This is a genomic window from Eisenbergiella massiliensis (assembly GCF_003435485.1).
The window spans coordinates 146,309-172,790 of the sequence record NZ_QVLV01000003.1 but is presented as its reverse complement, the minus strand read 5'-3'; the positions used below and the strand labels follow the sequence as shown (position 1 = coordinate 172,790).

Here is a 26,482-nt window from a genome sequence, read left to right as displayed (position 1 = left end):
AACAAACAGTTAAAAGTTACTACTAATTTGTTGACAAAATATACAATAAGGTATATATTGATATAAAACGAAAGATAAAAGTAGAAAATGAAAACAAAAAAGAAAGGAAGGCTGCGAGCCTGCAGGGAAGGTATTATGAAACATGGTCGCAGAAGTTTGAAAACTGAAATGTCAAAAAACTGGCAGCTCTACTTAATGGTTGCTCCCGGCATTTTGTTTTTTCTTGTTCTGAGTTATTTGCCCATGGGCTATCTGGCAATAGCCTTTAAAGATTACAATGTGGGAAAAGGGATTTTGGGAAGCCCCTGGGTTGGATTTGAAAATTTTTACCGATTATTTCATGAAAAATTATTTTTTACTGTATTGAAGAATACGTTAGCAGTCAACTTAATGAAGCTTTTTTTCTGCTTTCCGGGACCAGTGTTTTTGGCTCTTTGTATGAACGAAATGAAGCCGTCTCTTTTTAAAAAGCTTTCGCAGTCCTTGATTTATCTGCCTCATTTTTTGTCATGGGTTGTAGTATATGGAATTATGGTTGGATTGTTTTCAGTAAACAGCGGTTTAATTAACAAGCTGCTTGAAATGCTTGGTCTGCCTGCCATAGCGCTGCTTACTTCTCCCAAATCATATAAGGCTTTTTTGGTAATCAGTGAAATTTGGAAAGAGATAGGTTGGGGGTCCATCATTTATATCGCTGCGTTATCAGGAATATCAGTGGAACTTTATGAAGCAGCAACGGTTGACGGGGCATCCAAATTAAGACAGATATGGCATGTAACGCTTCCGGGAATTCGTTCTACCATGATAGTTATGTTTATTTTAAGCTGCGGTACCATTGTTTCAGGCTCTTTTGAACAGGTGATGTCCACTATCAATTCAGCAGTATATGAAGCAGGAGAAATAATTCCTACCTATGTTTATACAAAAGGTCTGACGGAATTTCAGTTCAGCTACGCCTCGGCTGTGGGCCTTTTCCAATCAGTTATAGGATTTATACTTGTGTTTACGGTCAATAAATTATCGGCAAGATTAGGGGGAGAGTCTCTATGGTAAAGGAGAAAGAAAGTACCAAAGTAAAGAAAGGGACAGAAGAAAAGGCAGTAACGGCAGTCGCTTACATAGTGGTTATTCTTTTATCGCTTTTGTGCCTTTTCCCATTTATGCGGGTAATTTCACAGGCATTTAGTTCAGATGTATATGTTCAGTCCGGAAATATTATACTTTTGCCCAAAGGTTTTACATTAAAGCATATTAAATTTGTTTTCGGTTCAGCTGCCTTTTTACGATCTCTGTGGATATCGGTTGCTTCCACTATTGTATTTACATTTGTAGCAATGGTTCTTACAACTATAACTGCTTATCCACTGTCCAGATCAGATCTGGCGGCACGAAGGCCATTGACGCTGTTTATTGTATTTACGATGCTGTTTAACGGAGGAATCGTGCCAACATATCTTGTTGTGAAACAATTGGGCATTCTGGATACCTTTGCTGCATTAATTATTCCGCAGGCAATCAGTGCATATAATACCATTATTCTTATCACTTCTTTCCGAAATATTCCGAAGGAATATGAAGATGCTGCGAAAGTTGATGGCGCATCTCAGTTTAAAATTTTGTATAAGATAATGGTACCTCTGAATAAGCCGAGTCTTGTAGTAATTTTACTTTTTTATGCAGTATTCAGATGGAATACATGGTTTGATGCTTTGATTTATACAAATTCCAAGGAATTACAGACAGTTCAGCTATTTGTAAAAAATGTAATTGCACAGGGAACGAATGCAATTGCGAATGGTGCTGTAGCAGGGAGAAGCCCTACGACCGCGGTAAAATCTGCAACAGTAATTATTGCAATTATGCCGATATTAGTGGTGTATCCCTTTGTACAAAAATATTTTGTGAAAGGAGTAATGATTGGAGGAATCAAGGGGTAGAAGCCAGAAGCAAATGAAAAAACAGATTATAACTACAAAACAAGGAGGAAATTGAAAAATGAGAAGGAAATTACTGGCTGTTTTATTATCTGCAGGCATGCTGGCAGGGGTATTCGCAGGATGCGGACAGTCCTCAGGCACAGGACAGAGTGATCCCGGAAGCGGACAGGTTGCAAGCGTGCAGGAGGAACAGCAGGAAGAAAAGAAAGAAAATGAGAAAAAAAGTGATGTTACCATTCAGGTAATCGTTCCCGGTAACTTTCAGGAATTCCCTGAGGGAATTGATGAAAATAATAACTTTATCGTTGATTATTGGAGAGAGAAAACCGGATACGACTTCGATGTAATTATTCTTCCTACCGGAGATGAGGGAAAAGAGAAGCTTAATCTAATGTTCAATGGTGGTCAGGTGGAAGGGGTGGTATTTACCCAGACTACATATAAAGCATCACAGATGGCAGCACAGGGGCTTTTGGAACCATTGGATGAATATCTCGCAGACAATACTCTTTATAACCAGTATAAAGATATCCAGGCTCTTGGCCAGTATGAGGGAAGCCAGTATGGTATTGTAGTGCCCACAGACGGTATTTTCGCGCAGGGCGCACTTACTGTGGTAAGAAAAGATGTTATGGAAGCAAACGGAATTGCAAAACAGCCCCAGACCTTTGATGAATTTAATGATTTGTTATATATGTTTAAAGAACAAGGGATGACAGGTATGGCGGTATATGATTCTCCAACCAAAAAACCGTTTGATATGTTTTTATCCATGTTTGGAATCTCATCCACTCATGCATCCAATTTTATGTTGGGAGAGGATGGTAAACTACAGTTTAAAATGATTAGCGAACAGGCCAAGGATTACCTTGCATATATGCATCAGCTTTATGAAGACGGTATTATTCCTAAAGATTTTGCTTCACTGGATATTACAGCTGCAAATGAATTATATCTTGGAGGAAAAGCGGGTATGGTGGCTAATGACATTGCATGGCAGATGCCGCAGCTGTTCCAGTCATCTGAAGAGTTAGGATATGATTCCCGTTATTTGGATTATCCTACGGACTATTATGGAAATACGGCTTATGGAGACACACATACCAATGTTGCCAATCAGGTTATTATGGTGGCTAAAGGGTGTCCATATACTGCGGAAATCATGGATTTCCTGAATTTCCTTATGGAGCCTGAGACCCTGATGCTTAATAACTATGGTATTGAAGGTGAACATTATGTAATGGAAGACGGCGTTCCGAAAGCTACGGAGAAAGCATCAGAAATCGCATGGGGGGTATATTACCGTAATATTTTCCTCCCGGAGGATTGGTATCAGACCTACGGTGTAGGCGCTGATTGGGCAGAATATTATTACCCCAGTGAGCGTCATACAATTGGAAAAGAAATTTATGATTTGCAGCTGCCTGTAAGCGGAGAAATTATCAATAAGAGGGATGATCTGACCAAGACGATTGTGGATCCTTATTTTACCAAGGTTATTACGGGAGAAGACAGTCTGGATAATTTTGATGATTTTGTACAGGAATGGCTCAGTGCCGGCGGCCAGGAAATAACGGATGAGTATAACAGACTTTTTGAAGAATCAGGAAAGCAGCCGTACGTTGTAACCTCATATCTTCCCGAAGCACATCCGGAATATACAGGCAAATATTTATTTGATGGACCGGAACAGCAGTAATTGTAAGGGCAGCAGGGAACGTAGGTTTTCTGTTGCCCGGTTATTTACAGGGAACATAGGCTGGATATTACAGCAGGGGGTTCAGGATGATAGGAGAAATGGCAATATGAATAAAACAGGTATTTATTTTGCGTATTGGGAAAGAGAATGGAATGCCGATTATTGCAGTTATATTAACAGAGTAAAAAAATTGGGTTTTGATTGTCTGGAGGTTGAGGCAGGAAGTCTTCTTGAGATGAAAGAGGAGGAACGGAAAAGAATACGTGATACGGCTGAACGGGAAGGAATTGAACTGACATACTGCATAGGCCTTCCTCCAAAATATGATGTGGCCAGTGAAAACGCAGAGGTAAGAAAGGCCGGAATTGCTTATCTGAACCGTTTGTTCAGTATGATACACAGTATGGGGGGCGGCATGCTGGGTGGAATTATTTATTCCTGCTGGCCTTTTGCCGGAGCATCTTGGGAATATAAAAAGGCAGCAAGGCAGAGAAGTATAGATTCTGTCCGTGAAGCTGCAAAGACGGCAGAGGAGTTCCGGATAACCTGCTGTCTCGAGGTGGTTAATCGGTTTGAACAATGTATTTTGAATACGGCGCAGGAAGGCGTGGATTTTGTAAATGAAGTTGGAAGTGAATATGTAAAATTGCTGTTAGATACTTTTCATATGAATATTGAAGAGGATTCCATTGGAGATGCTATCCGTTTAGCGGACGGAAAGATAGGGCATTTCCATATTGGTGAATGTAACAGAAAAGTACCTGGAAAGGGCCATATGCCATGGAAAGAAATATTCAGTGCTTTGAAGGATATAAATTATCAGGAAAAGATTGTAATGGAACCTTTTGTTAAACCAGGGGGACAAGTAGGAAGTGATATTAAGATGTACCGGGATTTAAGCGCCGGAGCGACGGAAGAACAGATGGATATGGCGGCCGGAGAGGCGCTTGCTTTTATAAGAAGCTTGAGTGAAGGGTAAGTGTGTATATATGAAAACAAAGATAAAAGTTGGAATTCTGACAATGTCTGATGGAAGATACTATCTTCATGATGAATACAAAGAATTAAATATGCAGTATCAAAGTGAAATAGCACAAAGATTGGAACGTACAGGCGAATATGAAGTAATTCAGGGAAGTGTGCCAATTCATACCAATGAAGAGGCAAAAACAGAAGCTATGCGTCTGCAGCGTGAAGGGGTAGAAGCTACTATTTTTAATTATGTTATTTGGTGTTATCCGCAGTTTACAGCCGTTGCACAGAATTTTGCCCCCGGACCTTATCTGCTTTTCAGTAATCTGCATCCTTCTGAATGCGGTATGGTTGGCATGATGGCAGCAGCCGGGACTTTGGATCAGCTGGGAGTTAAATACAGCAGGTTATGGGGAACGGTTAAGGATGATAAGGTTTTCGCAAAAATGACTTCTTTTTTAAAGGCAGCTGCCGCAGTGAGCAGATTGAAAGGATCGACATTTGGAAATTTTGGAGGCAGGCCGTTAGGAATGTATACCGCTGTTGCCAATGTAGAGCAATGGCAGAAGCAATTTGGAATTGATGTGGAAAACATAGAGCAGGATGACATTATACGTGCCGGCGAAGAGACAGAAGAGGGAAAAGTGGAACAGGCCTTTGCATGGCTTACAGATAAGGTAGGAGAGATAAAATATGACGGCCAGGGTCTGACCCCTGAAAAATTAAAGCTCCAGATCCGTTCCTATTATGGATTGCAAAAAATAATAAAGGAAAGAAAATTGGACTTTATAGGGATTAAAGCACATGGGGATCTGACTGACAGGTATGCCACAATGGATATTGCGGAAGCATTTTTGAATGATCCATATGATTGGGATGGACCGCATGAACCTATTGTTGCTGCAACAGAATCCGATATGGATGGGGCACTGACAATGCAGATATTTAAACTGCTTACAGGTTCTCCTGTATTATTTGCGGATGTAAGGCACTATGATAAAGATAACGATGTGTGGTTTTTCTCAAATTCCGGAACCCATGCAACATATTTTGCCGGTAAAGATATGAACAATCCAGATGAAAACCTTAAAAATGTTACGTTCTATCCAGAGACACATTATTATCCGGCGGGGGGCGCAAGCGTGCAGCATTTTGCTAAAGGGGGCAAGGTTACATTAGCCAGATTAGCAAGGAAAAACGGAAATTATTATTTGACAATAGTACCGGCAGAATTTATTGAGTTTTCCAGAGAAAAGGCACTTAGGCTGGGTAGTATGACAACTCCGGCATGGCCTGTTGCGTTTGCCCGTTTGGAAACGGATGCGGACACATTTATCAGTAATTTCCCTTGTAATCATATTCATGGAGTATATGGAGACTGGGTCAGGGAACTGGAAATGGCGGCGGAAATTTTGGATATTCCTGTAAGAATTCTGCAATAAGGGAGGACAACATGGGGGCAGAGAAAAAATGTTGTTCTTTATCAGCTACGATGTGGTTGGACGAAAAAGAAAAAAAAGAATGGGCACCGGAGAAGGCTCCATTTGAAAACGAAGAATATCCGGTAGCATTGAAAGCGGGCAAGTGGGCGTTTTTAATGAAAAATGAGGAGTATTCTTTAGATGGCTTATGGCAGATGGCGGAAGGCGGAGAAAAAGAGGAACGCACGAATTGTAAGAAAATATGGAAAGACAGCATTGATGCAAATATACCGTGCAGTGTTCATACGGCCCTCATGAATGCAGGAAAAATCCCTGATCCTCTCATTGGGAAAAATGATACAACAGCCAGAGAAAAAAGTTATAAAGAATGGTGGTTTAAAAAGTCTTTTTCATTAAAAGAGGATGAAACTTTTGATGAGTTATTTTTTTATGGAGTATGTTATCAGGCAGATTTCTGGATGAATGGGATATATCTGGGAGAGCACAGAGGAATGTTTTCCGAATTCTCATTTGATGTGTCAACAATCATCAGAAAAGAAAATGAACTTGTAGTTCGAATCGCCAATGCGCCGGAAGAACAGAATCCTATGTCACCATATATGGATAACGATGATGGCTGGAAAAAGGGGACGGTAATCAATTGCGTATACGGTTGGCATTATGCCTGCATACCATCCAGAGGGATCTGGAAGTCTGTAGTGCTGAAGAAAAGGAAAAGGGGAGTTTGGGCGGAAAGTCCTTTTATAATGACGGAAAACGCGGAAAAAGGGAGAATACATATCTGTATCCGTCTTCATGACGCTGTGGGCAATGAAAAAATAAGGGGGAACATATTGCCGGAGAATTTTGTGGGGGATAGCTGGTCATTTCAGTATGTTTCCTCAAAAGCGGGCAGGGAAGTGGAACTGAATCTGACTGTAAACATTCCGGATCCCCAACTGTGGTGGCCGCTGAATATCGGCAGTCAGAATCTATACCGTCTGCAATTATCCTTACAACCGCAGGCGGGGACAGAACAGACTTTTGATACTACATTCGCATTACGGACAATAAGGATGGAGGGGGCCTGCGGTCAGGAATGGGAACAGTATAAATGGATGTTTATAATTAATGAGAGACCTGTTTTCATAAAAGGATCGAATTGGTGCACAACGGATGTATTGCTGCGTTTTCCTGAAGAGCGTTATGAACGTTTCCTTTTGCTGGCGGCTTGCGCAAATATACAGCTTCTTCGGGCGTGGGGAGGTGGAATGCCGGAAAATGATACATTTTACAGGTTATGCGATAAGCTGGGAATTATGGTTATTCAGGAATGGCCAACCTGTTGGGACAGTCAGAAGGAACAGCCCATTTCTGAATTGGAAGAAACAGTAAGATGCCATATGCTTCGGCTTAGGAATCATCCATCTCTTGTTATGTGGTGCGGGGGAAATGAATCCAAAGAGGCAGATGGAGAGGCTATGGAAATGATGGGACGTCTTGCTTATGAACTGGATGGAAGCCGTCCATTTCACAGAACCGAGCCTTGGGGAGGTTCACTCCATGATTATACTACGTATTGGGATATGGGAGATCTGGATTACAGTCTTGGGTTGAAATCGGTATTTCTGGGGGAATTTGGAATGGCGTCTTCTCCCAATTTTGAAAGTGTAATGAGATACCTGCCTGAAGAGGAAAAAAATATCTGGCCTCCGGAAAGATTTGGTTCATTTGGTCATCATACTCCAAGATTTAATCAACTGGATCCGGATGACATGGCCCATATGGAGAACAGCGCTGTCTTATTCAGCAGGCTGGATAATCTGGAACATTTTATATGGGCGACCCAAATGGCCCAGGCTACAGGTGTTCGCCATACACTGGAAGCATATCGGTGTCGTTTCCCTCATGCAGCAGGTGTCTGTTACTACAAACTGACAGATGTGTATCCGGCCTGCTCGTGGTCCACAATTGATTATTACGGAGTTCCCAAATTATCATATTATATATTAGCGGATAGCTATGAGCCGCTCCATGCATGTTTATTATTCGATAGCATAAGAATTGCAGAAGATTGGAAAGCACCGGTTTATTTACTTGATGATGCCCAGACCGCTCAAGGAAAAAATATCAGAGCAGAAATTTGTGCTTATAATGACAGGCTTGAAATAATTAAAAAACAAAAGTATTCAGTCCTTTCGAAAAAAGAACAGGTAAAACAGCTCGGCGAATTTGTTTTGGAGAAAGAAACGAGAGCGGCAGATGGACTGGTTTTGATATCTGTAAAATTATTTATAAATGAAGTATTAAATGATGGTACATTTTATTGGCTGAATTTTCACAAAAAACAGGGCTGTCTTTTACAACTGCCTGATACAAAACTGGAATGGAAAGTTGAAAATGAAACAATAAATATTTGTAATTGTGGGGAATTTCCTGCGGTGGGGATAATGATTGAATGTCCCGCAGAAGCAGAAAAGTTTTGGGTGGAGGACAATATGCTGTGGCTGGATGCAGGCGAAAGCAGAATAATTAAGCTGAATAAAACAACGGGTATTCGTGTCAGGGCATTCAATTTTAGGGGAAACAGCTGAGTTAACACGAATGAAAAAGAAAGGCAGGGCAATTAAATGATACATGGAAAAATTGCTGTATGTGTTGTTGGAGCTGGAAGAGCAGGGATGATTCATGCTGTAAATTTTGCGAAGCATGTACCGCAGACGATATTGGCGGCAATTGTCGATACGGACAGAACTGCGGCAAAAGCAGCGGCAGAAAAGCTGGGTGCTGAAAATTATTATACCAGTTGTAATGAAGCTTTATCTGATGAGCGAATAGATGCTTTTATTGTGGTGTCCCCTACAAAATATCATATGGAGACGGTAAAGGCAATAGCAGCATCCGGAAAACATATTCTGTGTGAAAAGCCAATGGCTATGACAGAAAATGAATGTGATGAAATGATCCGTGTATGTCAGGAAAATAAAGTAAAGCTTCAGATTGGTTTTATGAGAAGGTTTGATGAGAGCTTCAGACAGGCAAAGGAAATGGTAGACTGCGGGGAGATTGGCGATGTGGTAATGGTGCGCTCTAATACAAGAGGGCCAAGTATACCAAAGCCATGGATGTATGATATCAAAAAAAGCAACGGACCGCTGGCAGAAGTAAACAGTCATGATATTGATACAATGAGATGGTTTACCGGAAGTGAATTTCAAACACTTTATGCAGTGGGGGGGAATTACAGGTGCCCGGATGCCAGAACGGAATTTCCGGATTTTTATGATAATGTTGTTCTGGCAGCATCCTTTGCTAATGGTATGCAGGGAATTTTGGATGGGGCCCAGGGCGTGGGATATGCATATGACGCAAAAGTTGAAGTACTGGGAACAAAGGGCTGTATTAGTATCGGGAGCGTAAGAGGAAAAGATGTATTACTGTGTTCCTCAGCAACACAAAAAGGGAACTATCCGCTTGTTGAGAGCTGGAGAAATCTTTTTAAAGATGCTTATTTAAAAGAAGACAGAGCTTTTATTGATTGCATTGTGCAGGATACAGAACCATTTGTTACGGGTATGGATGGAAAAATGGCTGTCAGAGTAGTTAATGCCGGTAATATATCCATTATGGAAAAAAGGATGGTAACTTTATGAAAGCAGCGGTTTTATATGGGCAGGAAAAAATTAAGGTTATGGAAATTCCGACACCTGAGATTAGTAACGATGAAGTGCTTGTACGTGTAAAAAGCGCTGCGATCTGCGGGACGGATGTCAGGATGTATAAAAACGGGGTTCCGGGTATTTCTGAAGAAAATCCCCTGATTATCGGTCATGAATTGGCAGGAATCATAGAAAAGGTTGGAGAAAACGTACCATATTACAGGCAGGGAATGAGGGTTGCGGTTGCGCCCAATATGGGCTGTGGTATATGTGATGATTGCATACGTGGAAACAGCCATATGTGTTCAAATTACCGAGCTCTTGGTATTAACCTTAACGGTGGTTTTGCAGAATATGTAAGAATACCGGCTTCAGCAGTCCGGGCAGGAAATATTGTGGAAATAAAAGGGCAAATAACATTTGAAGAGGCTGCTATTACCGAAGCGCTATCATGCGTACATAATGGAAGCAGCCAATGTCATATCAAACCTGGGGAGACCGTTTTAGTGATTGGAGCAGGCCCAATCGGCGTTATGCATGCAATGATGGCCAGGATGGCCGGCGCTGGAAAAGTGATTATTAACGACATTAGTAATAAAAGGCTTGATGAGTGTAAAAAAATTGATCCTTCTTTTATAACTGTAGAAAATAATCCGATGGAAGTGGTGATGCGTGAAACAGAACAAAAGGGAGCGGATGTGGTAATAACGGCGTGTCCTGTACCTTCTGCACAACAGCAGGCTCTTGAACTGACTGCAAACTATGGAAGAATATGCTTTTTCGGAGGTCTTCCTGAAGGAAAAAAACAAGTGGAACTAAATACAAATTTAATTCATTATAAACAGCTGTCTGTAACCGGCACGACAAGAGCAAGTTTGTTTCAGTTTAAGGAAGCGCTTGAATTTGTGGAAACAGGGTTGCTTGATGTAAGCAAGCTGATTACAAGAAGATTCAAGCTGGAGGAAATTCAGGAAGGTTTTAATTATGCATGTGCAGCAGATGGTTTGAAAAATGTAATATGTATGTGAATGAGTTAAGCCGTAAAAAGTTTTCGCATAATCTTTTTTGATACGTGCACTTGAAGGCACAGATGGGAGCAAGCTTGGAAAAAACACTTTTGTTGGCAGTGGATTTGGGAACAAGCTTCATTAAGTCCGGAATTTATGATATATCCGGGAACTGCATTGCTTGTGAAGTAAAGAAGACTGCCAGTTTACAACCTGAAACAGGAATTTTTGTTCAAAAAGGCGAGGCGTTGTTTGAAACGGCATTGACTTGTATGTCAGAAGCGGTAAGAAAGGTACCTGAGGGACTGGGCAGGGTGGAAGCAATATCTTTTACCGGTCAGATGGCAGGAGTTATGGGAATTGACAGGGAATGGAAGGATGTAACAGGATGGTCATGTTCCTTAGATACCCGCTATGTACCCTATGCAAGAAAGCAGCTGGAAAAGTACGGGAGCGATTTTTTAGCTATAGGAGGAACGAATGCACCATTAATGGCGCCAAAAATCGAATGGTTTCAGAATGTATTTCCTGTAGAGTCCGGTAAAATAGTCAAGTATCTGATGCTGAATGGATATTGTCTGGGCAGACTGGGAGGAGTAAGGCCCGAGGAAGCTGTTATAGATGTTTCAATGATTACCTGGAGTGGCCTGGCGGATGTAAATACGGGGAATTGGGCATCAGATATATGCAGAGAACTGGAAGTCGAAGAAAAGCTGCCAAAGATTGTTACCTCAACACAGGTGTGCGGTTTCCTTGAGAAAAATATGGCAAAGATACTTGGATTAACTGCAGGAATACCTTTGATAGCCGGTGCAGGAGATAAAATAGCAGGCTGTGTAGGGGCATCAGTAACAGAAACAGGGGACATGATATTTGAAGCCGCTTCATATGGAGGTTTCAGCTGTATTGTAAATGATTACCGCCCGGATACAAATTCAGGAAATTATGATGGGCTTATCATGGCAGATGGGTGTAAAAGAGTTGCACATAAGTATATTCCCGGTTCAGGAATTACCTTAAAGTGGTTTCTCGATAATTTTACGAATCCGGAGGATATCAGCGGTTTTCAGGCCATGGATGAAAAAGCAGGGAAAGTATCTCCCGGGTGTGACGGCCTGATGGCAGTTGGACTTCTTGGCGGAAGCGCTATGCCATTTAATGGAGATATGAAAGGTATGTGGATAGGTCATGACTGGACGCATAGAAAGGAACATTTTTACAGGGCACTTTTAGAAAGTTTTTCTTTTGAGCTTGCACTTACGATTGACAGTATTGAACGGAATTATCCTGAATATCAGAAAAAAGCGTGCAAGCTAATTGGAGGCGGGGCCAGATCAGAGCTTTGGGCACAAATACTGGCTGATGTAACCGGAAGAACATTCCAAACAGTGGATCGGGAGGATAATGCCTTATGGGGAACTGCGATTCTGGCGGGAAAGGGGCTGGGGATATTTGAGAAAGAGGATAAAATTGCCGCCCGTTGTATCCAGACCAAAAAAGAGTTTAGGCCGGATGAAGAGAGGTTCCTTTTTTATCAGCCATTGAAAGAACGATACAGGGTGCTTCGAAATAAGATGTATAATATGTTTTTATTGTAAAATATTACCTGCTATGATAAATTAAAAGCAGTGATAAAAAGCGACAGGAAACGGAGGGTTTTTGATATGGGTATAACTGGAGACGATGGTATTTTTGCTGAAGAACGAAAGAAAATGATAGTAGATTTTGTAAACCGCAATACCAAAGCCACGGTTAACGAATTGTGTGAAAGATTCTCGGTTTCCTCTGCAACTATAAGAAATGATCTTCGTGAACTTGCAGAGTATGGATTGCTTGAAAGAACACATGGCGGCGCACTGCAGAAGTCAAGTGTTAACTATGAGTTAAATACAATAGAGAAAGAAGTGATCCGTGTAGAACAGAAAAAAGCAATTGCCAGGGCAGCGCTTAAGTATATTAAAGAGGGAGCTTCCATTGCATTAGATGCAGGAACTACCTGTCTGGAGGTAGCAAAGCTTCTTGCACCCTTTCGGGAACTTACAGTTGTAACGCATGATCTGAATATTGCATCATGTTTGGATAACAGTACGGATGTGAGTGTAATTATTGCTGGAGGACAGCTTCGGAAGGGATTTCATTATACGATAGGAGATCTTGCCCAGAATGCGTTGAAAGATCTGAATGTAGATGTTGCTTTTATTGCAGTGAACGGAATTCACTGTGAGAAGGGCATGAGCACCCCTAAATTTGAAACGGGAACAATCAAACGGGTGTTGATGAACAATGCAAAACAGGTAATTGTTTTGGCGGACAGGGATAAAATCAATTTTGTTTCTTTTGCAAAATTTGCGGACTTGGATGAAGCCGATGTAATTATTACGGATAGCGGAGCGGATGAGGTATTTGTAGAGAATGCAAGAATGAAGGGAATAAAAGTAGAACTTGCCTGATAGGTTATGGAAAACAAAGGGGCGGAAGAGAGAAGGAATTGATGAGTATGTGTCATCAATCCTTTCTTTTTTATAATTAATTAAGGTCAAGAGAACTGATAAAAGTCCACTTGACCTTAATTAATTACGTAAATGAAATCAAAATTTAAAAAGCGCTAGATTGATTTGCAGCATCAAATTCTTTGAGGATTTTCAGACTGCTGCTTGTACCAATGCGCTCTGCTCCGGCTTCGATCATGGCTTGACAGGTTTCCCAGGAACGAATTCCTCCGGCTGCTTTTACCTTAACTGTATTCCCTACAATATCTTTCATCAGTTTGACATCTTCATAGGTTGCGCCGGTAGGACCAAAACCGGTACTTGTTTTGACGAAGTCGGGCAGAATTTCCCGTGCAATATTAGAAACAGTGACTATCTCGTCCTTTGTCAAGTAACAATTTTCAAAAATTACTTTTGAAAGTACCTGATGCTTGCGGCAGACAGTGACAATGGATTCCATTTCTCTCCTGATGTAGTCATAATTTCTGTTTTTTAATTCACTGATATTGATTACATAATCAATTTCATCCGCTCCTTGTGTAATTGCCTGCTTTGTTTCAAACACTTTTGTTTCTATAGTAGTTTGTCCAAGAGGAAAGGAAATAGCAGCTCCTACATGGACGTTGCTTCCCTGAAGCAGATTTTTGCATAAGGCTACCGGAGCTGAATTGATGGCGACCATGGCGAAATGATTTTCTGCAGCTTCTTTGCAGAGCAGTTGGAACATGGAATAGTCGGCATAAGGCTTTAAATTAGTGTGGTCAAACATAGAACATAATTCATCTCTTGTAATATTGTGCTTGTTCATAAACCCTCCTTTGTTGTTAAAGGTTATTGAATATTTTTGTTTTGTATTATTTATTATTTTATATTATCGTTTTGCGAATGTCAATATATCTTTTTGACTTTCCTGTAATTGTGTAGAAGTTAGTATTCTCGATTTCTATAGATTGATATTTAATGATCTTCTTTGGAAAACTGCTTCTGAATATAGAAAAGAGTTATCTTGAATACATTATGAATTAAAAGCATTTATTTTTTATATTTCGAATAAATATTTATTAAAAAAGAAACACCGCACAGGAGGGCCAAGCCTGGATAAACAGAGGGAAAATAAAAAGACCAGGACCTGAAAAAACACAAGGGAAAGAAGAAAATTGACCAAAACCTGAATAATCAGAAGAAAAAAGATCAAGACCTGAATAAGCAGAACGAAAAGGAGAAAAAGAATGTACGACAGAGGACATTACGAGGAACATGCCGGTCTGCTGTAGCCGAAGCTGCCGGCCATATTCCGGCATTACGAGGTGCGGAAAACGGACCAGGATAATTTTCTGCACTGGCATGAAGGCATAGAGATTTTATACGGCACGGGCGGAGTCGGCTGTGTTTTCTGTGATGGGCTCAGATTTGAGCTGATAAAAGGCACTGCGGTTATCATTAACGCAGGACAGCTGCACCGCGCGCAGACGGAATCGGACTGCCTGGAATATGAATACCTGATTCTGGAACCGCCGCTTTTGAAGAAAGCGGGGGGAAGCTAAGCTCTGGTTTTCCTGTCAGAGAAAAAACGGTGATGAGAATATGAAACGCCTGATGCAAGCCACAATCCGGATCAGGGAATTGGATGAAAAATACGGCTAGCTGGCGCCGAAGGGGGTACTACTGCAGATTATGGCGCACCTGCATGAAGCATATACACTTCCGGAGCCGGGATGCGGGGGAGAACGGAGGGCATAGAATAGAGGATAAAGGGAGGCAGCGCATGCAGGCGTCCGAAGCCTGCGGATTTTCCAATAGGGCTCATTTTTACAGGATGTACAGACGGTTTGTGGAACACCTGCCGTCGATGGAGGCAAAAGCTTAGCACAACTTATGATTCTTTTAATTTTCAATATAATATTCCCAATAAAAAATGCAAAAAAGTTTGTTTATGGTAAAATAAAAAAGAGAAGAATTCAGGACGGATTTTCCGGCTAATCGTATAATGCGCCTTTCTTTAACATAGTAATACAGCCCGGCCGGATGAGTACATAACAAGAAACACCCGCGCATTTATGCGCAGATGGGAGGAATGATGAAAAGAAAATCTCCAGCAAACCATAAAAAAACATTTCTGCTGAAAAAACATATCAAATGTTCCGGAACACAAAGACTGCCGGTTCTCCTTTTGCTGCTGTCCCTTGTTGCAGCGGCAGTTCCCGCCTGCGGCAAAGCCTCACAGCTGCCTGCATCAACCATGGATTTGACAAAGGAATACCGCAGCGGAAGCAAAAAAAATGAAACCGTAGAGATCGGAGAAGATTTCGCCCGGGCTTACTGTGAATTTTCTCTTGGGCTGCTCAGGGATGCCGTAAACAGTGAGGTACAAACCAACGAGATACAAAACAACGAGGCAGAAACCATCGAGGCAGAATCCAGCGGAGAAGCTGCCGACACCGCGCAGGCTGATGGAACGCGCAATCTCATGATTTCACCCATTTCCGTCCTTCAGGCGCTGGAAATGACGCGGATTGGGGCAGGATCAGGGACATTGGAGCAGATGGGCATGACCATGTATCCGGGAATGGAGCCGGAGCAGGGGAGAAAACAGCTGCTTTCCTGGGCGGAAGGCCTGCCAAGTGCGGACGGCACCGAAATGAAGCTGGCCAATTCGGTCTGGATCAACACGGAAAATGAACAGTTTCAGCCGGATGCTGAGTTCCTGAAACGAAATGCGTTGGAATCCGGGGCATCAGTTTATGGCGCTCCCTTCGATGAAGCCGCCTGCAAGGCGCTGAATCAATGGGTGGAACAGAATACGGACGGAATGGTAAAGGACATCCTTGACAGAATTCCCAGGGAAGCCATCATGTATCTTGTAAATGCTGCGGCATTCGATGCAAAATGGGAAAAACCCTATCAATCCAGTCAGGTGGGGAAAGGGGCTTTCACGAAGGAGGATGGCAGCGAAAGCGAGGTTCCCATGATGTATTCCATGGAATCCGTATTTTTGAAGGGAGAACACGCCGTTGGTTTTTGCAGGCCCTATGCATCAGGATACTACTTTGCAGCGATTCTCCCGGAGGAAGGATGGACTTTGCAGGAATATATCAGGCAGTTGGATGGGGAAGCTCTGCGGAATATGTTTACCAGCCCTGCGGAGGCAGCGGTGGAAACCGCGCTTCCCAAATTTAAGGGAGAATCGAGCCTGGAGCTGTCGGATACCCTGGCAGGAATGGGAATGCCGCTGGCCTTTGATTCCGGTCTTGCTGATTTTTCAGGAGTCGGCAGCTGTGAAGGCGGGAATATCAGCATCAGCCGCATACTTCATAAGACGTATATTGAAGTGGACGAGCTGGGGACAAAAGCCGGGGCGGCCACGGTAGTGGAAATGGAGGCCGGGGGAGCATATACGGTGACTGAAAATGTGATTCTGGACCGTCCCTTCCTTTATGCCATTGTAGATAAGGAAACGGATCTTCCTATATTTATAGGAATCGTGGAAGACCCGGCAGCGGAATGATTACCATAAAAACAGGAGGAGAAAAATAATGGCAACATGGATGGTTCATTTAAGAGTTGCGGAACAGATGCTTGAAGTATTTCCCAGGCTGGAACGGCAGGAATTTATTGTGGGTAATATCGCTCCGGACAGCGGCGTGCCCAATGAGGACTGGTCGGTTTTCACACCGGATACCAATACCTCGCATTTTAAAACGGACGGAGAGATTGATATCCCTAAATTCCTGAATAAATATATGACCGGGGAAAAATGGGCTGCCTATGGAGAAAAGGCGAAATCCTTTTTCCTTGGATACTATGTGCACCTGCTTACGGATGAGCTGTGGCGCGATGAAGTGGTATATCCAACGATAGAAAAGCACCGGGAACTTTACGACAGGGACAGGATGGAGGCCATATGGACCTTCAAAAAGGACTGGTACGATCTGGACCATCTTTTTATCAGAAACCACCCTGATTTCCAACCGTTCCTGGAGTATGAAAATGCGGTTGGTTTTCAGAACTGTTTTATGGAGGAGTTCGCCGGGGATGCTTTTGACAGACGCAGAATTTATATTACAGGTTTTTACAGAGAGCCTCACGAAGACCTGGATCGTGAATATCCCTATCTGTGTGAAGGGGATATGCAGGTTTTTGTAGCAAAGGTGCGCCGTGTCCTGACGGAGCGCATTACCCGGGAAAACTGGCTGGAAAAGGAAACGGCAGGTTAAAAATCAGGCGGACCCGGAAACCGGACAAAATCAGGCAAACGATACCCGGAAATAAACAGCAGCCTTCCTTATAATATAAACATAATCAAAGGAGAGAGCAGATGGAGTGGACAACATTATTACAGAAGGCGATCGATTATATGGAAGCGCACATGCTGGAAAAAATCAATTATGAGGATGTTGCCGGGCAGGTTAACATGTCGGGCTATAATTTCCACCGGACCTTCAGCTTCATGGCGGGTATGACAGCCAACGAATATATTCGGAACCGCAGGCTGTCGCTGGCCGGACAGGACCTGCTTGCCACAGGGCAAAAGGTCATTGATGCCGCCTATAAATATGGGTATGATTCGCCGGAAAGCTTTTCCAAGGCCTTTACCAGATTCCATGGAGTATCGCCGAAAATGGCAAGGATAAAGGGAACGCAGCTTCGTCTGTTTAATCCGCTGGTTATAAAAATAACATTGGAAGGCGGTTTGGTTATGGATTACAGAATGGAAGAAATGAAGTCGCAAAAATTTATTGCGCTGGTCAGGGAGTTCAGCAATGAAATTATCAATGATGAGGAAAATCATGAGATACCTGATTTCTGGACGGAATGCTACGTAAAAAAACTGGTGGAACCCCTGAGGAGCCTGCGCCCGGAGGGGAAAAAGGATCTTTATGGCCTGTGCAGCCCCAAAAAGGAAAATGAAACAACCTTCCGTTACGGAATCGGCATTGCTCTGGACGAGGATACCGGTGCCTGGGAGGAAAGCAGTCTGACCGCAGCCGGTTACCAGATATGGGAAGAGGAGCCGCAGACCTATGTGGTTTTCAAGTGCTTCGGTGAGGACGGCAGCAGCATCAGTGAAATGTGGGGTAAATTCTATAAGGAATTTGTACCGCAGATGGGCTATGAGGCCGTAGACGCTACAGATTACGAGGTTTACTATGAAAACGGGGAACCGGGACTGTTCTGCGAGCTGTGGATTCCGGTGCGCAGAAAATAGAAAAGCATATTACAACTGTTCAGGACAGCACATCTCCATGAATGGCCCTGCCATTCATGAAGCATCTGTAGTATACTGAAAGCGCAGCTGCCAAATATTTATAATAGGAAGGGATAGAAGAAGCATGCTTCAATCGCCCAACCTTCAGGCAACATAATCTACAGGCGCGGTTAAGCGCGGATAGGAGCAAAATGACGGAAAAAGAAAAATCATATGCAGGCCTGTTATATCAGCCCGGCGACCCCGAGCTTGTGGCTGATCGTGCAGTGACTGTAAAAAAGCTGTACGAGTACAACAATCTGCATCCGCTGGATCTTGAGGCGCGGCAGGAAGCCATACGCGGCCTGCTGGGCAAAGCGGGGGAAAACTGTGTCGTGGAGCAGCCGCTTTTTTGTACATATGGCTACAATACTACGGTAGGCAAAAATTTTTTCATGAATGTAAACGGTAAGCTTATGGACAGCGGTAAGATTACGATTGGCGACAACGTATTTATCGCGCCGGATGTGTGCATTGTAACGGAAGAGCATGCAATGGATGTAGAGCAGCGGGTGGCTGGGCTGGAATACACACATCCGGTTACGATTGGCGACAACGTCTGGATTTGCACCGGGGCCATTATACTGCCGGGCGTAACAATCGGAGCGGACAGCGTAATCGGAGCGGGCAGTGTTGTCACAAAGGACATACCGTCCAGGAGCCTGGCCGTTGGAAATCCCTGCAAAGTGATCCGTACGCTATAATTTCATATCCCGGATACAAAAAGCAACCTGATAGGGAAAAAGATCGGCAGTAGTTTTCAGCTCATTGTCCAGAAGCCTTTTTATGTTCTGGATCCGGTAATTTACCGTGTTGCGGTGGGTGTAGGTGTCCCTGGAAACCCCGATCAGGCTGCGGTCATTTGCGATATAGCTGCGCAGGGTTTCCACATAGCCGATGGTTTCGCCGCTGCCGGAATGATGAAGCCTGTCATATTCCTCCAGGGGGCCAAGCAGCCTGTCGGCATAGTCCTTTAAAATCTCCGGATCGTCGGAGGAAAAGAGGATGCCGAAAAAGCCCATCTGATCAAAGTCAACCACATCCTTTTCCATACGGAAAGCCATCTGGGCCGCAATACGCGCGCGGCCCAGCGCGCGGCTCAGGTTCCGTATGCCGTGGCATTCCGGGCCAATTCCCAGGCAAAGCTGCTTCCTTTCAAAGAAATAGGAAAAAATGGTCCGGATCTGTGAGGTCAGTTCCGCCACGGATTCCTCCGGGAAATCATTGACGGCCAGGACGTAGTATTCCTTTACGTCCATGAGAAAATAGGGGTAGCGGATTTTTGTCCCGTTCTGCCACAGGCCGAACACGTTTTCCAGCTTCAGTGCGGCCTGGCGGAACAGGACCTTTTCCTCCGCCGTATACTGGGGCTGCATATAGAAAAGCCGGAAAGTGCCGTCCAGATGGTAGCGTATCCCGATTTCCTCCAGGAAGTCATCAGGGACATCCTTGCCCTTGAGAAGCCGTTCAAACATGATTCCGTATTGTTCCTCTTTCCTCACCTGCTGCATGATGCGCATGCAGTAATCCTGGGTAAGCTCGGTGATGGAGATTTCCCAGGGCATTTCAAGAAGGGGAAAATTGTGCGCTTCGCACCAGTCGATAACATCCCGGGGCACCTGCTTGAGATACATTCCCGTGTTGATGATGATGCCGGCGCTTTCCGCCTTTTTCATGGAAGCGACCAGATGAAGCAGCCAGCCGTCAATCCGGGCCTTCAGCCCGGTGGTGACAGCCAGCTCCTCTCCGCTGAAACGGTTGATTATCGTTTCATCCTCAAGCATGTGCACCCAGCCGATTACGTTGTCCATCCCATTTTTTCCAGCTAAAATGCGCAGCTTATACTTCTCTTTTGTCTCTTCGTAAATTTCCCAGAACCGGATTGCCATACAATTTCCCCCATGCTTTGATGTAAATGCAGCCAGACCCTCAAAATATGTACTGATAGTACATAAACATGCCGTTTTTTTCAGACTACCAGATTATGGACGAAAAGTCCATATAATTATATATTGTAATTGAAAAGGAACGTAAGCAGACGTACCGGAGGAGGTTATGTTATGAACGCATTCAGCTTTGATATCACAGACAATTCCCTGATTGTTAAGCAGGAAAACACGTACCCGGAATGGGTGACCACAGAGCGTTTTTACAACTGTGAGAACTTCGGACAGATATTTGTGAAGGGTGAACCCTTCCTCAGGAAAATGTTAGGAAGAAAACAGAACAAAAGATAAAATTTTGTGCTTTTAATACAAAAAGAGAAAATATTACAACGAAAAATAATGCCTCCGGACAGCTGGTGTCCGGAGGCATTATTTTTATCGGGCGAAGGGAGGAACTCTGTTTCCCGGCAGTAATTTAACCCTGTGTACATGGCGGTTGGATATGCCATATATGGCCTTCCATCACAAAACAGCCTGAGAAGCAGGCCTAAAAATGCAGCTTTTTGTACAATTCCGTAAACATATCCCTGCTTTTAAAGATCAGCAGGCCGGTAAGCATCAGGAAGCTGATGCCACCGCAGAGCACGGAGAGATATACCACCTGCGCTGCGCCCAGCGCCAACAGCAGGGCGGGAAGCAGGCCGATAAGGCCGGCTAAAATGTAATAGATCATATATTCCTGCACCGGCAGCTTCTGCACCTTTGTGATAATCAGCATGGAAAGCTGGATAAGCATGCAGACCGCAGGAAGCACATAGTCAACGGACCAGCCGTGCCAGCCTGTGCACAGATCCCAGATCACACATACGGCAGGCAGGAGAAGCATCTGCCAGACGGCGTTTTTCAGCAGGTTATGCCGTTTGAAAAAGCCCAGGGCAAGCGCGAGCCACATGCTCAGGGCGCCGCCGATGACATAGACGGACCAGCGCAGGGAGGGCGTGAAAATCAGATTCACCATTACCGCGGCGCAGGCAGCGGCGATGCAGGAGAAGGAAAACCACTGGAAAAAACGCAGGCCTTTATATTCCGGCGTTTTTTTTGCGGGGAAACGGTCCTCCAGCAGTTCAGCCTCCAGGCCGAAGCCTTTGAGAATTCGGAAAAAATTCCGTTCAATATTCTGATCCTGAAAGCAGGAGGCAAAGCTGAGAACCAGGTCGTCCTCAAAGGAACACATGCTCAGCTCTATTTTCGGCGTGCTGGTAAATACGCCGAACCTGCGGATGTAGGGAACGTATTCCCGGGGGAGGGAAACCACGCCCAGATTGGAAAAAATGGCCGTTACGTCATCTTTGGCAAGCTGTACGCCCAGCTGCATCCCCAGATTTTTAATTTCCAGAGGGGCAATGCGCAGCAGCGGGTTTTGCTCCAGGCTCATCAGGCTGCTCATGCGCTGGCCCAGGCGATCCTTTGTCAGCTCTTCCTTAAAATATGCTTTTACGCTTTCCACCACATCCCCAAAGGAATATTCCTCCTCCGGGAAAAGATAGCCTGGTTCGATCCATCCAAAAAAGTTCAGCATGGAAGAGGAGGGGAAATATTTCCGGAGGTTCACAGGAACCATGAGCACCACGGGCTTTTTGCGCTGCCGCCGGCTCATTTCCTCGTGAACCGCGCATAGGAAGACCGCGGTGAGGAAGACGGTCATGGAAACGCCGTATTCCTTGGCTTTGCCAAGGAGCGCCCGGCAGGAAACGAGCCCCTCCGTAATGTTCAGGCTCCCATAGCCCGTCCGCGCGCCGGACAGCTGGAAGGAATGCACTTTTTTCCCCGAGCCTTTTTTGGGCTTCTTATAATACTTTGCGAAGCCGTCGGATTCCTGATCCTGCAGGGTCATATCCTCTTCGGTAAAAGAAACGTCGGGAAGGCCGTCGGCCTCATGCCGGATGAGAAGATAGTTTTTTACCAGCTCCTTGAGAAACTGTATGGCACCGGTGCCGTCCGTGAGCGCATGGAACACTTCGAAATTAATCCGGGTTTTATAGTAATTTACCTGAAAAAGAAGGGTCTTTCTGTCTCTGATATACAGATTCAGGCAGGGCGGCTCGGATTCCTCCTTTACCACCGGCTTCAATTCACTTTTCTCAAGATAATACCAGAACAGGCCTTTGCGCATGACGGACAGGAAAACCGGATATTTTTCCATGGTTTTATCCAGGGCCGCCTGCAGGGCTTTACCTTCCACAGGCTCCTTTAATTCACAGTAAAAGCGGAAAACCCGCGTATCTTTTTTATTGCTGGTCGCCGGAAATATCTTGGCTGCATTGTCCAGCTTTCTCCAATGAGCTCGTTTGCTGCCAAACACTGTTATCATTCTCCTTCAGAAATTGATTGATGAGGGTGAAGCTTTCCTGTACGTGGTAATATTTGATGCCAAGGGCAAAAAAACCATGCAGCGCATCCTTGATTCTGTGGATTTCCACTTCATTTCCGGCTTCCCGGAGCCGTTCTCCGTAGGCTTCCCCTTCATCCCGCAGGGGATCGAACTGGGCCGTAAGTATCAGCGTCCGGGGCTGACGGGACAGATCCTGTGCAAGGATGGGGGCAAAATAAGGATTCAGCCGGTCGGCCTCCGTACCCTGGTAATATTCCAGATACTGGCAGAGCTTCTGCCTGGTAAGCAGGAAATCAGTTCCGTTTTCCTGCACGGAGGGGAAAGGGGAGGCTTCCGAGTAATCGCTGTTTACGGCGGGGTAGATCAGGATCTGCTGCTGCGGCATGAATTCGCCCCTGTCCCTGGCCATCAGGGACAGGGCTGCCGCCAGGTTGCCGCCGGCGCTGTCGCCGATGAGGGTGATGCGGGACGGATCCACATTGAGCAGAAAACGGTTCTTATAAATCGCCCGCGCCACAGCGTAGCAGTCCTCAAGCCCCGCAGGGAAGCGGAATTCCGGCGCCAGCCGGTAGCCTACGGAAACTACCGCGTGCCCCGTGTCCCTGGCAAGCCCCGCGCAGACCCGGTCATAGGTATCCACACTTTCCGTGATCCAGCCGCCTCCGTGCAGGAACAGGAGCACCGGAAGGGTATTCCCCTCCATTCCGTTCCGGGAAGGAAGCTCTTCGCCGGGCAGATAGATGCGGGTGGGAACCTCATAGTCTCCATTGTAGATCTTCGTGTCTATGGTCCTGTAAAAACGCTTCAGCGGATCGATTGCCTTGATATTGGCAAAAGCCCTGGAGGACTGTACGTTAATGTCGCCGTAGGACAGCGCCTTGAGGACGGTGCGCATCGCTTTGTTGATTGCCATCTGTAAGTTTACCCATATTCTGCGCCGCAGAATTCCTTTTCTTACGAAAAGAATAACACCCCGGGCTGGAATTGTAAATGTACGGTCGAAAAACAGCTAAAAATTTTTGCTTAAATTGCACAAAAGGCTGTCGGTAATTGTCATTATGTGGTACAATTTTAACATAAGAAATTAGAAAACAGGGGGAAACATTTATGGCAAAAGAAATGATTGCGATGCTTCTTGCCGGCGGCCAGGGCTCCCGATTGTATGCCCTGACGCAGAAGCTGGCCAAACCTGCAGTTCCTTTTGGCGGAAAATACCGTATCATCGATTTCCCGTTATCCAACTGCGTGAATTCCGGTATTGATACGGTGGGAATCCTGACCCAGTATCAGCCCATGGTGCTCAACGAGTACATAGGAAACGGTCAGCCATGGGATTTGGACCGTCTTTACGGCGGAGTGCATGTTCTGCCGCCTTACCAGAAGGCATCCGGATCGGACTGGTATAAGGGAACTGCCAATGCGATTTATCAAAACATTCCTTTTATTGAACGCTATAATCCGGAATATGTGATTATTCTTTCAGGAGATCAGATATGCAAGCAGGATTACAGTGATTTCCTGAGGTTCCATAAGGAAAAGGGCGCGGAATTCAGCGTGGCCGTCATGGAAGTGCCCTGGGAGGAGGCTTCCCGCTTCGGTCTGATGGTGGCGGATGAGAACGATAAGATCACCGAATTCCAGGAGAAACCGAAGAATCCCAAATCCAACCTGGCTTCCATGGGTATCTATATTTTCAACTGGGACGTGCTCAAGAGGTATCTCATAGAGGATGAGGCGGATCCGGAATCGGAGAATGACTTTGGCAACAACATTATTCCCAGCCTGCTGCGCGATGGCCGTGAGATGTATGCTTATCATTTCAGCGGATACTGGAAGGATGTGGGAACCATCGCCTCTTTGTGGGAGGCCAATATGGAGGTCCTGGATCCGGAGCACAGCGGAATCAACCTGTTTGACGATAACTGGAAAATATACAGCAGGAACAGCGGTATGACCGGCCACAAGATTTCTTCCGAGGCAGAGGTGGAGAATTCCATGATTACGGACGGCTGCCGTATCGGCGGCCATGTGAAGCATTCGGTCCTGTTTGCCGGCGTTATTGTGGAGCCTGGCGCAGATGTGGAGGATGCGGTTGTTATGGGCGGCACGGTGATCAAGGCGGGCGCGGTGGTTAAGCACTGCATCATTGCGGAAAATGTGGTTATCGGTGAAAATGCCGAAGTGGGCGCCATGCCTGAGGGCGCGGAAAACGGCGTGGCCACGGTGGGGGCAGGTGTGTATATCGGCGACGGCGCCAAGATAGGCCCCAATGCCATGATCGATCATAATGTAAAGGACGGTGAAGTAGAATGGTAAACTCCAATGCAAATGCACTCGGCATCATTTTTCCCAACAGCTATGATTCCCTGGTACCTGAACTGGTTGCGGAGCGTCTGATGGCCTCCATTCCCTTTGCAGGGCGTTACCGGATGGTTGATTTTGTGTTGTCCAGCATGGTCAATGCCGGAATTGACAACATTTCCGTGATTGTCCGCAAGAATTACCATTCTCTTATGGACCATCTTGGTTCCGGGCGTGAATGGGATCTGACCCGTAAAAACGGCGGGCTGAACATCGTCCCCCCCTTTGCGGAAAAAACGGTGAAGGTCTACAACGGACGTGTGGAGGCGCTGGCAAGCATTCTGGACTTTCTGAAGGATCAGAAGGAAAAATACGTGATTATGTCCGAGGCTAACCTGGCCGCCAATTTTGATTTCAAGGCCATGCTGAATGCCCATATTGAAAGCGGCGCCGATGTGACCCTGGCCTATGCCCAGGAGGAAATCCCGGAGGGGCTGATCAAACCCTTCGATGTGAATAAGGATCTGTACTATACCCTGGATATCGAGGACGGACGTGTCAGGGAAATCCAGATCAATCCGGAGGAGCCGGGGATTCAGAACCTGTCCCTGAACATCTATATTATTGAAAGGGAGCTGCTGATCAGCCAGATCTCCGCCGCGTTTGTCAGGGGCTATGTGTATTTTGAGCGGGATATCCTGGCGCCCCAGTTGGATAAGCTGAATGTGCGCGGCTATAAGTTCGGCGGTTATATTGCGCGTATCAGCAGTATTAAGAGCTATTTCGATGAAAATATGAAGCTTCTGGATGAGGAAAACCTGGACGCGCTCTTCGGCGGCAACCATATTTACACCAAAATCCGTGACGACAACCCGACCCGCTATATAAAAGGAGCGAAGGCGAAAAATATTATGGCCGCTGACGGCTGCATCATAGAAGGGGAAGTGGAAAACAGCGTTCTCTTCCGTGGCGTCAGGGTAGGAAAGGGCGCAAAGGTAAAGAACTGTGTGCTGATGCAGGATACCGTGATTGAACCGGGAGTGAATGTGGAATACATTATTTCGGATAAGAATGTGACCATCACTGCCGATAAGGAAATCAAGGGAACGGACAGCTTCCCTGTTTATGTGGCGAAGTATCAGGTGGTATGATATCAGGCAGTTATTTGCCGGATATGCGGGCAGGACGGCCTGAATAAACTGAAAAATGAATCCTGCGGCGGTTCTTTCTTAAACAGCCGCAGGACAGGAAAAAATATCCCGGATTTACTGCGGCAGACATTCCTTTACCGGAATAGGCCCTGCAGCCCGGGGTATTTTTTTATTTACGGAAGGTTTGGCAAAAGGGCGGGATGTCAGGCAGATTTCCGCATGATACAGATTTGATGCATCTTTGATGCAGATTTGATGCCTGTGCGCTGTAATTTATTATTATAATCCTGACTTCGTATATGCCGGATGCGTAGGTATACACG

The 26,482-nt window shown here is 45.0% G+C and carries 22 protein-coding genes; 18 read left to right on the top strand and 4 right to left on the bottom strand.

Annotated elements, in window-relative coordinates:
* Positions 1–135 precede the first annotated feature (135 nt).
* The 10 genes from DXC51_RS05950 to DXC51_RS05905 all read left to right on the top strand — a co-directional run bounded on the left by DXC51_RS05950 (position 136) and on the right by DXC51_RS05905 (position 13,145).
* On the top strand, positions 136–1,053 hold the full coding sequence (locus DXC51_RS05950) for an ABC transporter permease (RefSeq protein WP_181970040.1): 918 nt from the start codon (positions 136–138) through the stop codon (positions 1,051–1,053).
* A complete protein-coding gene (locus tag DXC51_RS05945) occupies positions 1,047–1,937 on the top strand; it encodes a carbohydrate ABC transporter permease (RefSeq protein WP_117544090.1) in 891 nt (296 codons plus the stop codon). Before DXC51_RS05950 ends, DXC51_RS05945 begins: the two co-directional genes overlap by 7 nt.
* Before the next feature lie 58 nt (positions 1,938–1,995).
* A complete protein-coding gene (locus DXC51_RS05940) occupies positions 1,996–3,636 on the top strand; it encodes an extracellular solute-binding protein (protein ID WP_117544089.1) in 1,641 nt (546 codons plus the stop codon).
* A 106-nt stretch (positions 3,637–3,742) separates the two neighbouring features.
* Positions 3,743–4,615 carry a D-psicose 3-epimerase gene (locus DXC51_RS05935; RefSeq protein ID WP_117544088.1) on the top strand — a complete coding sequence of 291 codons (873 nt, stop codon included), beginning with the start codon at positions 3,743–3,745 and terminating at the stop codon, positions 4,613–4,615.
* Between the two features lie 10 nt (positions 4,616–4,625).
* The gene (locus DXC51_RS05930; RefSeq protein WP_117544149.1) at positions 4,626–6,050 is read left to right on the top strand and encodes an L-fucose/L-arabinose isomerase family protein; all 1,425 of its coding nucleotides are present in this window, start codon (positions 4,626–4,628) and stop codon (positions 6,048–6,050) included.
* A gap of 11 nt (positions 6,051–6,061) precedes the next feature.
* Entirely contained in the window at positions 6,062–8,623 is a 2,562-nt protein-coding gene (locus DXC51_RS30380; RefSeq protein WP_117544087.1) for a glycoside hydrolase family 2 protein, read from the top strand.
* A 36-nt stretch (positions 8,624–8,659) separates the two neighbouring features.
* Complete coding sequence (locus DXC51_RS05920) at positions 8,660–9,682, top strand: Gfo/Idh/MocA family oxidoreductase (RefSeq protein WP_117544086.1); 1,023 nt, start codon at positions 8,660–8,662, stop codon at positions 9,680–9,682.
* Positions 9,679–10,716 carry a zinc-dependent dehydrogenase gene (locus tag DXC51_RS05915; RefSeq protein ID WP_117544085.1) on the top strand — a complete coding sequence of 346 codons (1,038 nt, stop codon included), beginning with the start codon at positions 9,679–9,681 and terminating at the stop codon, positions 10,714–10,716. Before DXC51_RS05920 ends, DXC51_RS05915 begins: the two co-directional genes overlap by 4 nt.
* Before the next feature lie 74 nt (positions 10,717–10,790).
* Positions 10,791–12,293 (top strand): xylulokinase, encoded by a 1,503-nt coding sequence (locus DXC51_RS05910; protein WP_181970039.1) that lies wholly within the window; start codon positions 10,791–10,793, stop codon positions 12,291–12,293.
* A gap of 66 nt (positions 12,294–12,359) precedes the next feature.
* On the top strand, positions 12,360–13,145 hold the full coding sequence (locus DXC51_RS05905; protein WP_117544083.1) for a DeoR/GlpR family DNA-binding transcription regulator: 786 nt from the start codon (positions 12,360–12,362) through the stop codon (positions 13,143–13,145).
* A gap of 145 nt (positions 13,146–13,290) precedes the next feature.
* Here DXC51_RS05905 and deoC read toward each other — a convergent pair whose 3' ends face one another.
* Positions 13,291–13,992 carry a deoxyribose-phosphate aldolase gene (deoC, locus tag DXC51_RS05900; protein ID WP_117544082.1) on the bottom strand — a complete coding sequence of 234 codons (702 nt, stop codon included), beginning with the start codon at positions 13,990–13,992 and terminating at the stop codon, positions 13,291–13,293.
* A 472-nt stretch (positions 13,993–14,464) separates the two neighbouring features.
* On the opposite strand from deoC, the gene DXC51_RS05895 reads away from it, so the two are divergent.
* From DXC51_RS05895 to DXC51_RS05870, 5 genes are all read left to right on the top strand, one after another.
* The gene (locus DXC51_RS05895) at positions 14,465–14,728 is read left to right on the top strand and encodes an AraC family ligand binding domain-containing protein (protein WP_117544081.1); all 264 of its coding nucleotides are present in this window, start codon (positions 14,465–14,467) and stop codon (positions 14,726–14,728) included.
* 530 nt (positions 14,729–15,258) lie between these two features.
* Positions 15,259–16,689 carry a serpin family protein gene (locus DXC51_RS05885; protein ID WP_181970037.1) on the top strand — a complete coding sequence of 477 codons (1,431 nt, stop codon included), beginning with the start codon at positions 15,259–15,261 and terminating at the stop codon, positions 16,687–16,689.
* 28 nt (positions 16,690–16,717) lie between these two features.
* The gene (locus DXC51_RS05880; protein ID WP_102287881.1) at positions 16,718–17,398 is read left to right on the top strand and encodes a zinc dependent phospholipase C family protein; all 681 of its coding nucleotides are present in this window, start codon (positions 16,718–16,720) and stop codon (positions 17,396–17,398) included.
* A gap of 101 nt (positions 17,399–17,499) precedes the next feature.
* A complete protein-coding gene (locus DXC51_RS05875; RefSeq protein WP_102287882.1) occupies positions 17,500–18,390 on the top strand; it encodes an AraC family transcriptional regulator in 891 nt (296 codons plus the stop codon).
* 191 nt (positions 18,391–18,581) lie between these two features.
* Positions 18,582–19,133: a sugar O-acetyltransferase gene (locus DXC51_RS05870; RefSeq protein WP_117544078.1), complete on the top strand. Its 552-nt coding sequence runs from the start codon at positions 18,582–18,584 to the stop codon at positions 19,131–19,133.
* Here DXC51_RS05870 and DXC51_RS05865 read toward each other — a convergent pair.
* Positions 19,128–20,318 carry a PucR family transcriptional regulator gene (locus tag DXC51_RS05865; RefSeq protein ID WP_021638332.1) on the bottom strand — a complete coding sequence of 397 codons (1,191 nt, stop codon included), beginning with the start codon at positions 20,316–20,318 and terminating at the stop codon, positions 19,128–19,130. The two genes, DXC51_RS05870 and DXC51_RS05865, sit on opposite strands and share 6 nt — an antisense overlap.
* Before the next feature lie 171 nt (positions 20,319–20,489).
* On the opposite strand from DXC51_RS05865, the gene DXC51_RS29450 reads away from it, so the two are divergent.
* Complete coding sequence (locus DXC51_RS29450) at positions 20,490–20,666, top strand: hypothetical protein (RefSeq protein WP_021638333.1); 177 nt, start codon at positions 20,490–20,492, stop codon at positions 20,664–20,666.
* Between the two features lie 196 nt (positions 20,667–20,862).
* Here DXC51_RS29450 and DXC51_RS05860 read toward each other — a convergent pair whose 3' ends face one another.
* Both DXC51_RS05860 and DXC51_RS05855 read right to left on the bottom strand, forming a co-directional pair.
* Positions 20,863–22,677, bottom strand: a complete 1,815-nt coding sequence (locus DXC51_RS05860; RefSeq protein ID WP_117544077.1) for a DUF6320 domain-containing protein — start codon at positions 22,675–22,677, stop codon at positions 20,863–20,865.
* Positions 22,604–23,620 carry an alpha/beta hydrolase gene (locus tag DXC51_RS05855; protein WP_025488901.1) on the bottom strand — a complete coding sequence of 339 codons (1,017 nt, stop codon included), beginning with the start codon at positions 23,618–23,620 and terminating at the stop codon, positions 22,604–22,606. Before DXC51_RS05855 ends, DXC51_RS05860 begins: the two co-directional genes overlap by 74 nt.
* A gap of 194 nt (positions 23,621–23,814) precedes the next feature.
* Between DXC51_RS05855 and DXC51_RS05850 the strand changes: the two genes are divergently transcribed.
* Both DXC51_RS05850 and glgD read left to right on the top strand, forming a co-directional pair.
* Entirely contained in the window at positions 23,815–25,023 is a 1,209-nt protein-coding gene (locus DXC51_RS05850; protein WP_117544076.1) for a glucose-1-phosphate adenylyltransferase, read from the top strand.
* Entirely contained in the window at positions 25,017–26,159 is a 1,143-nt protein-coding gene (gene glgD, locus DXC51_RS05845; RefSeq protein WP_021638339.1) for a glucose-1-phosphate adenylyltransferase subunit GlgD, read from the top strand. The genes DXC51_RS05850 and glgD overlap by 7 nt, the downstream gene beginning before the upstream one ends.
* Positions 26,160–26,482: the final 323 nt, after the last annotated feature.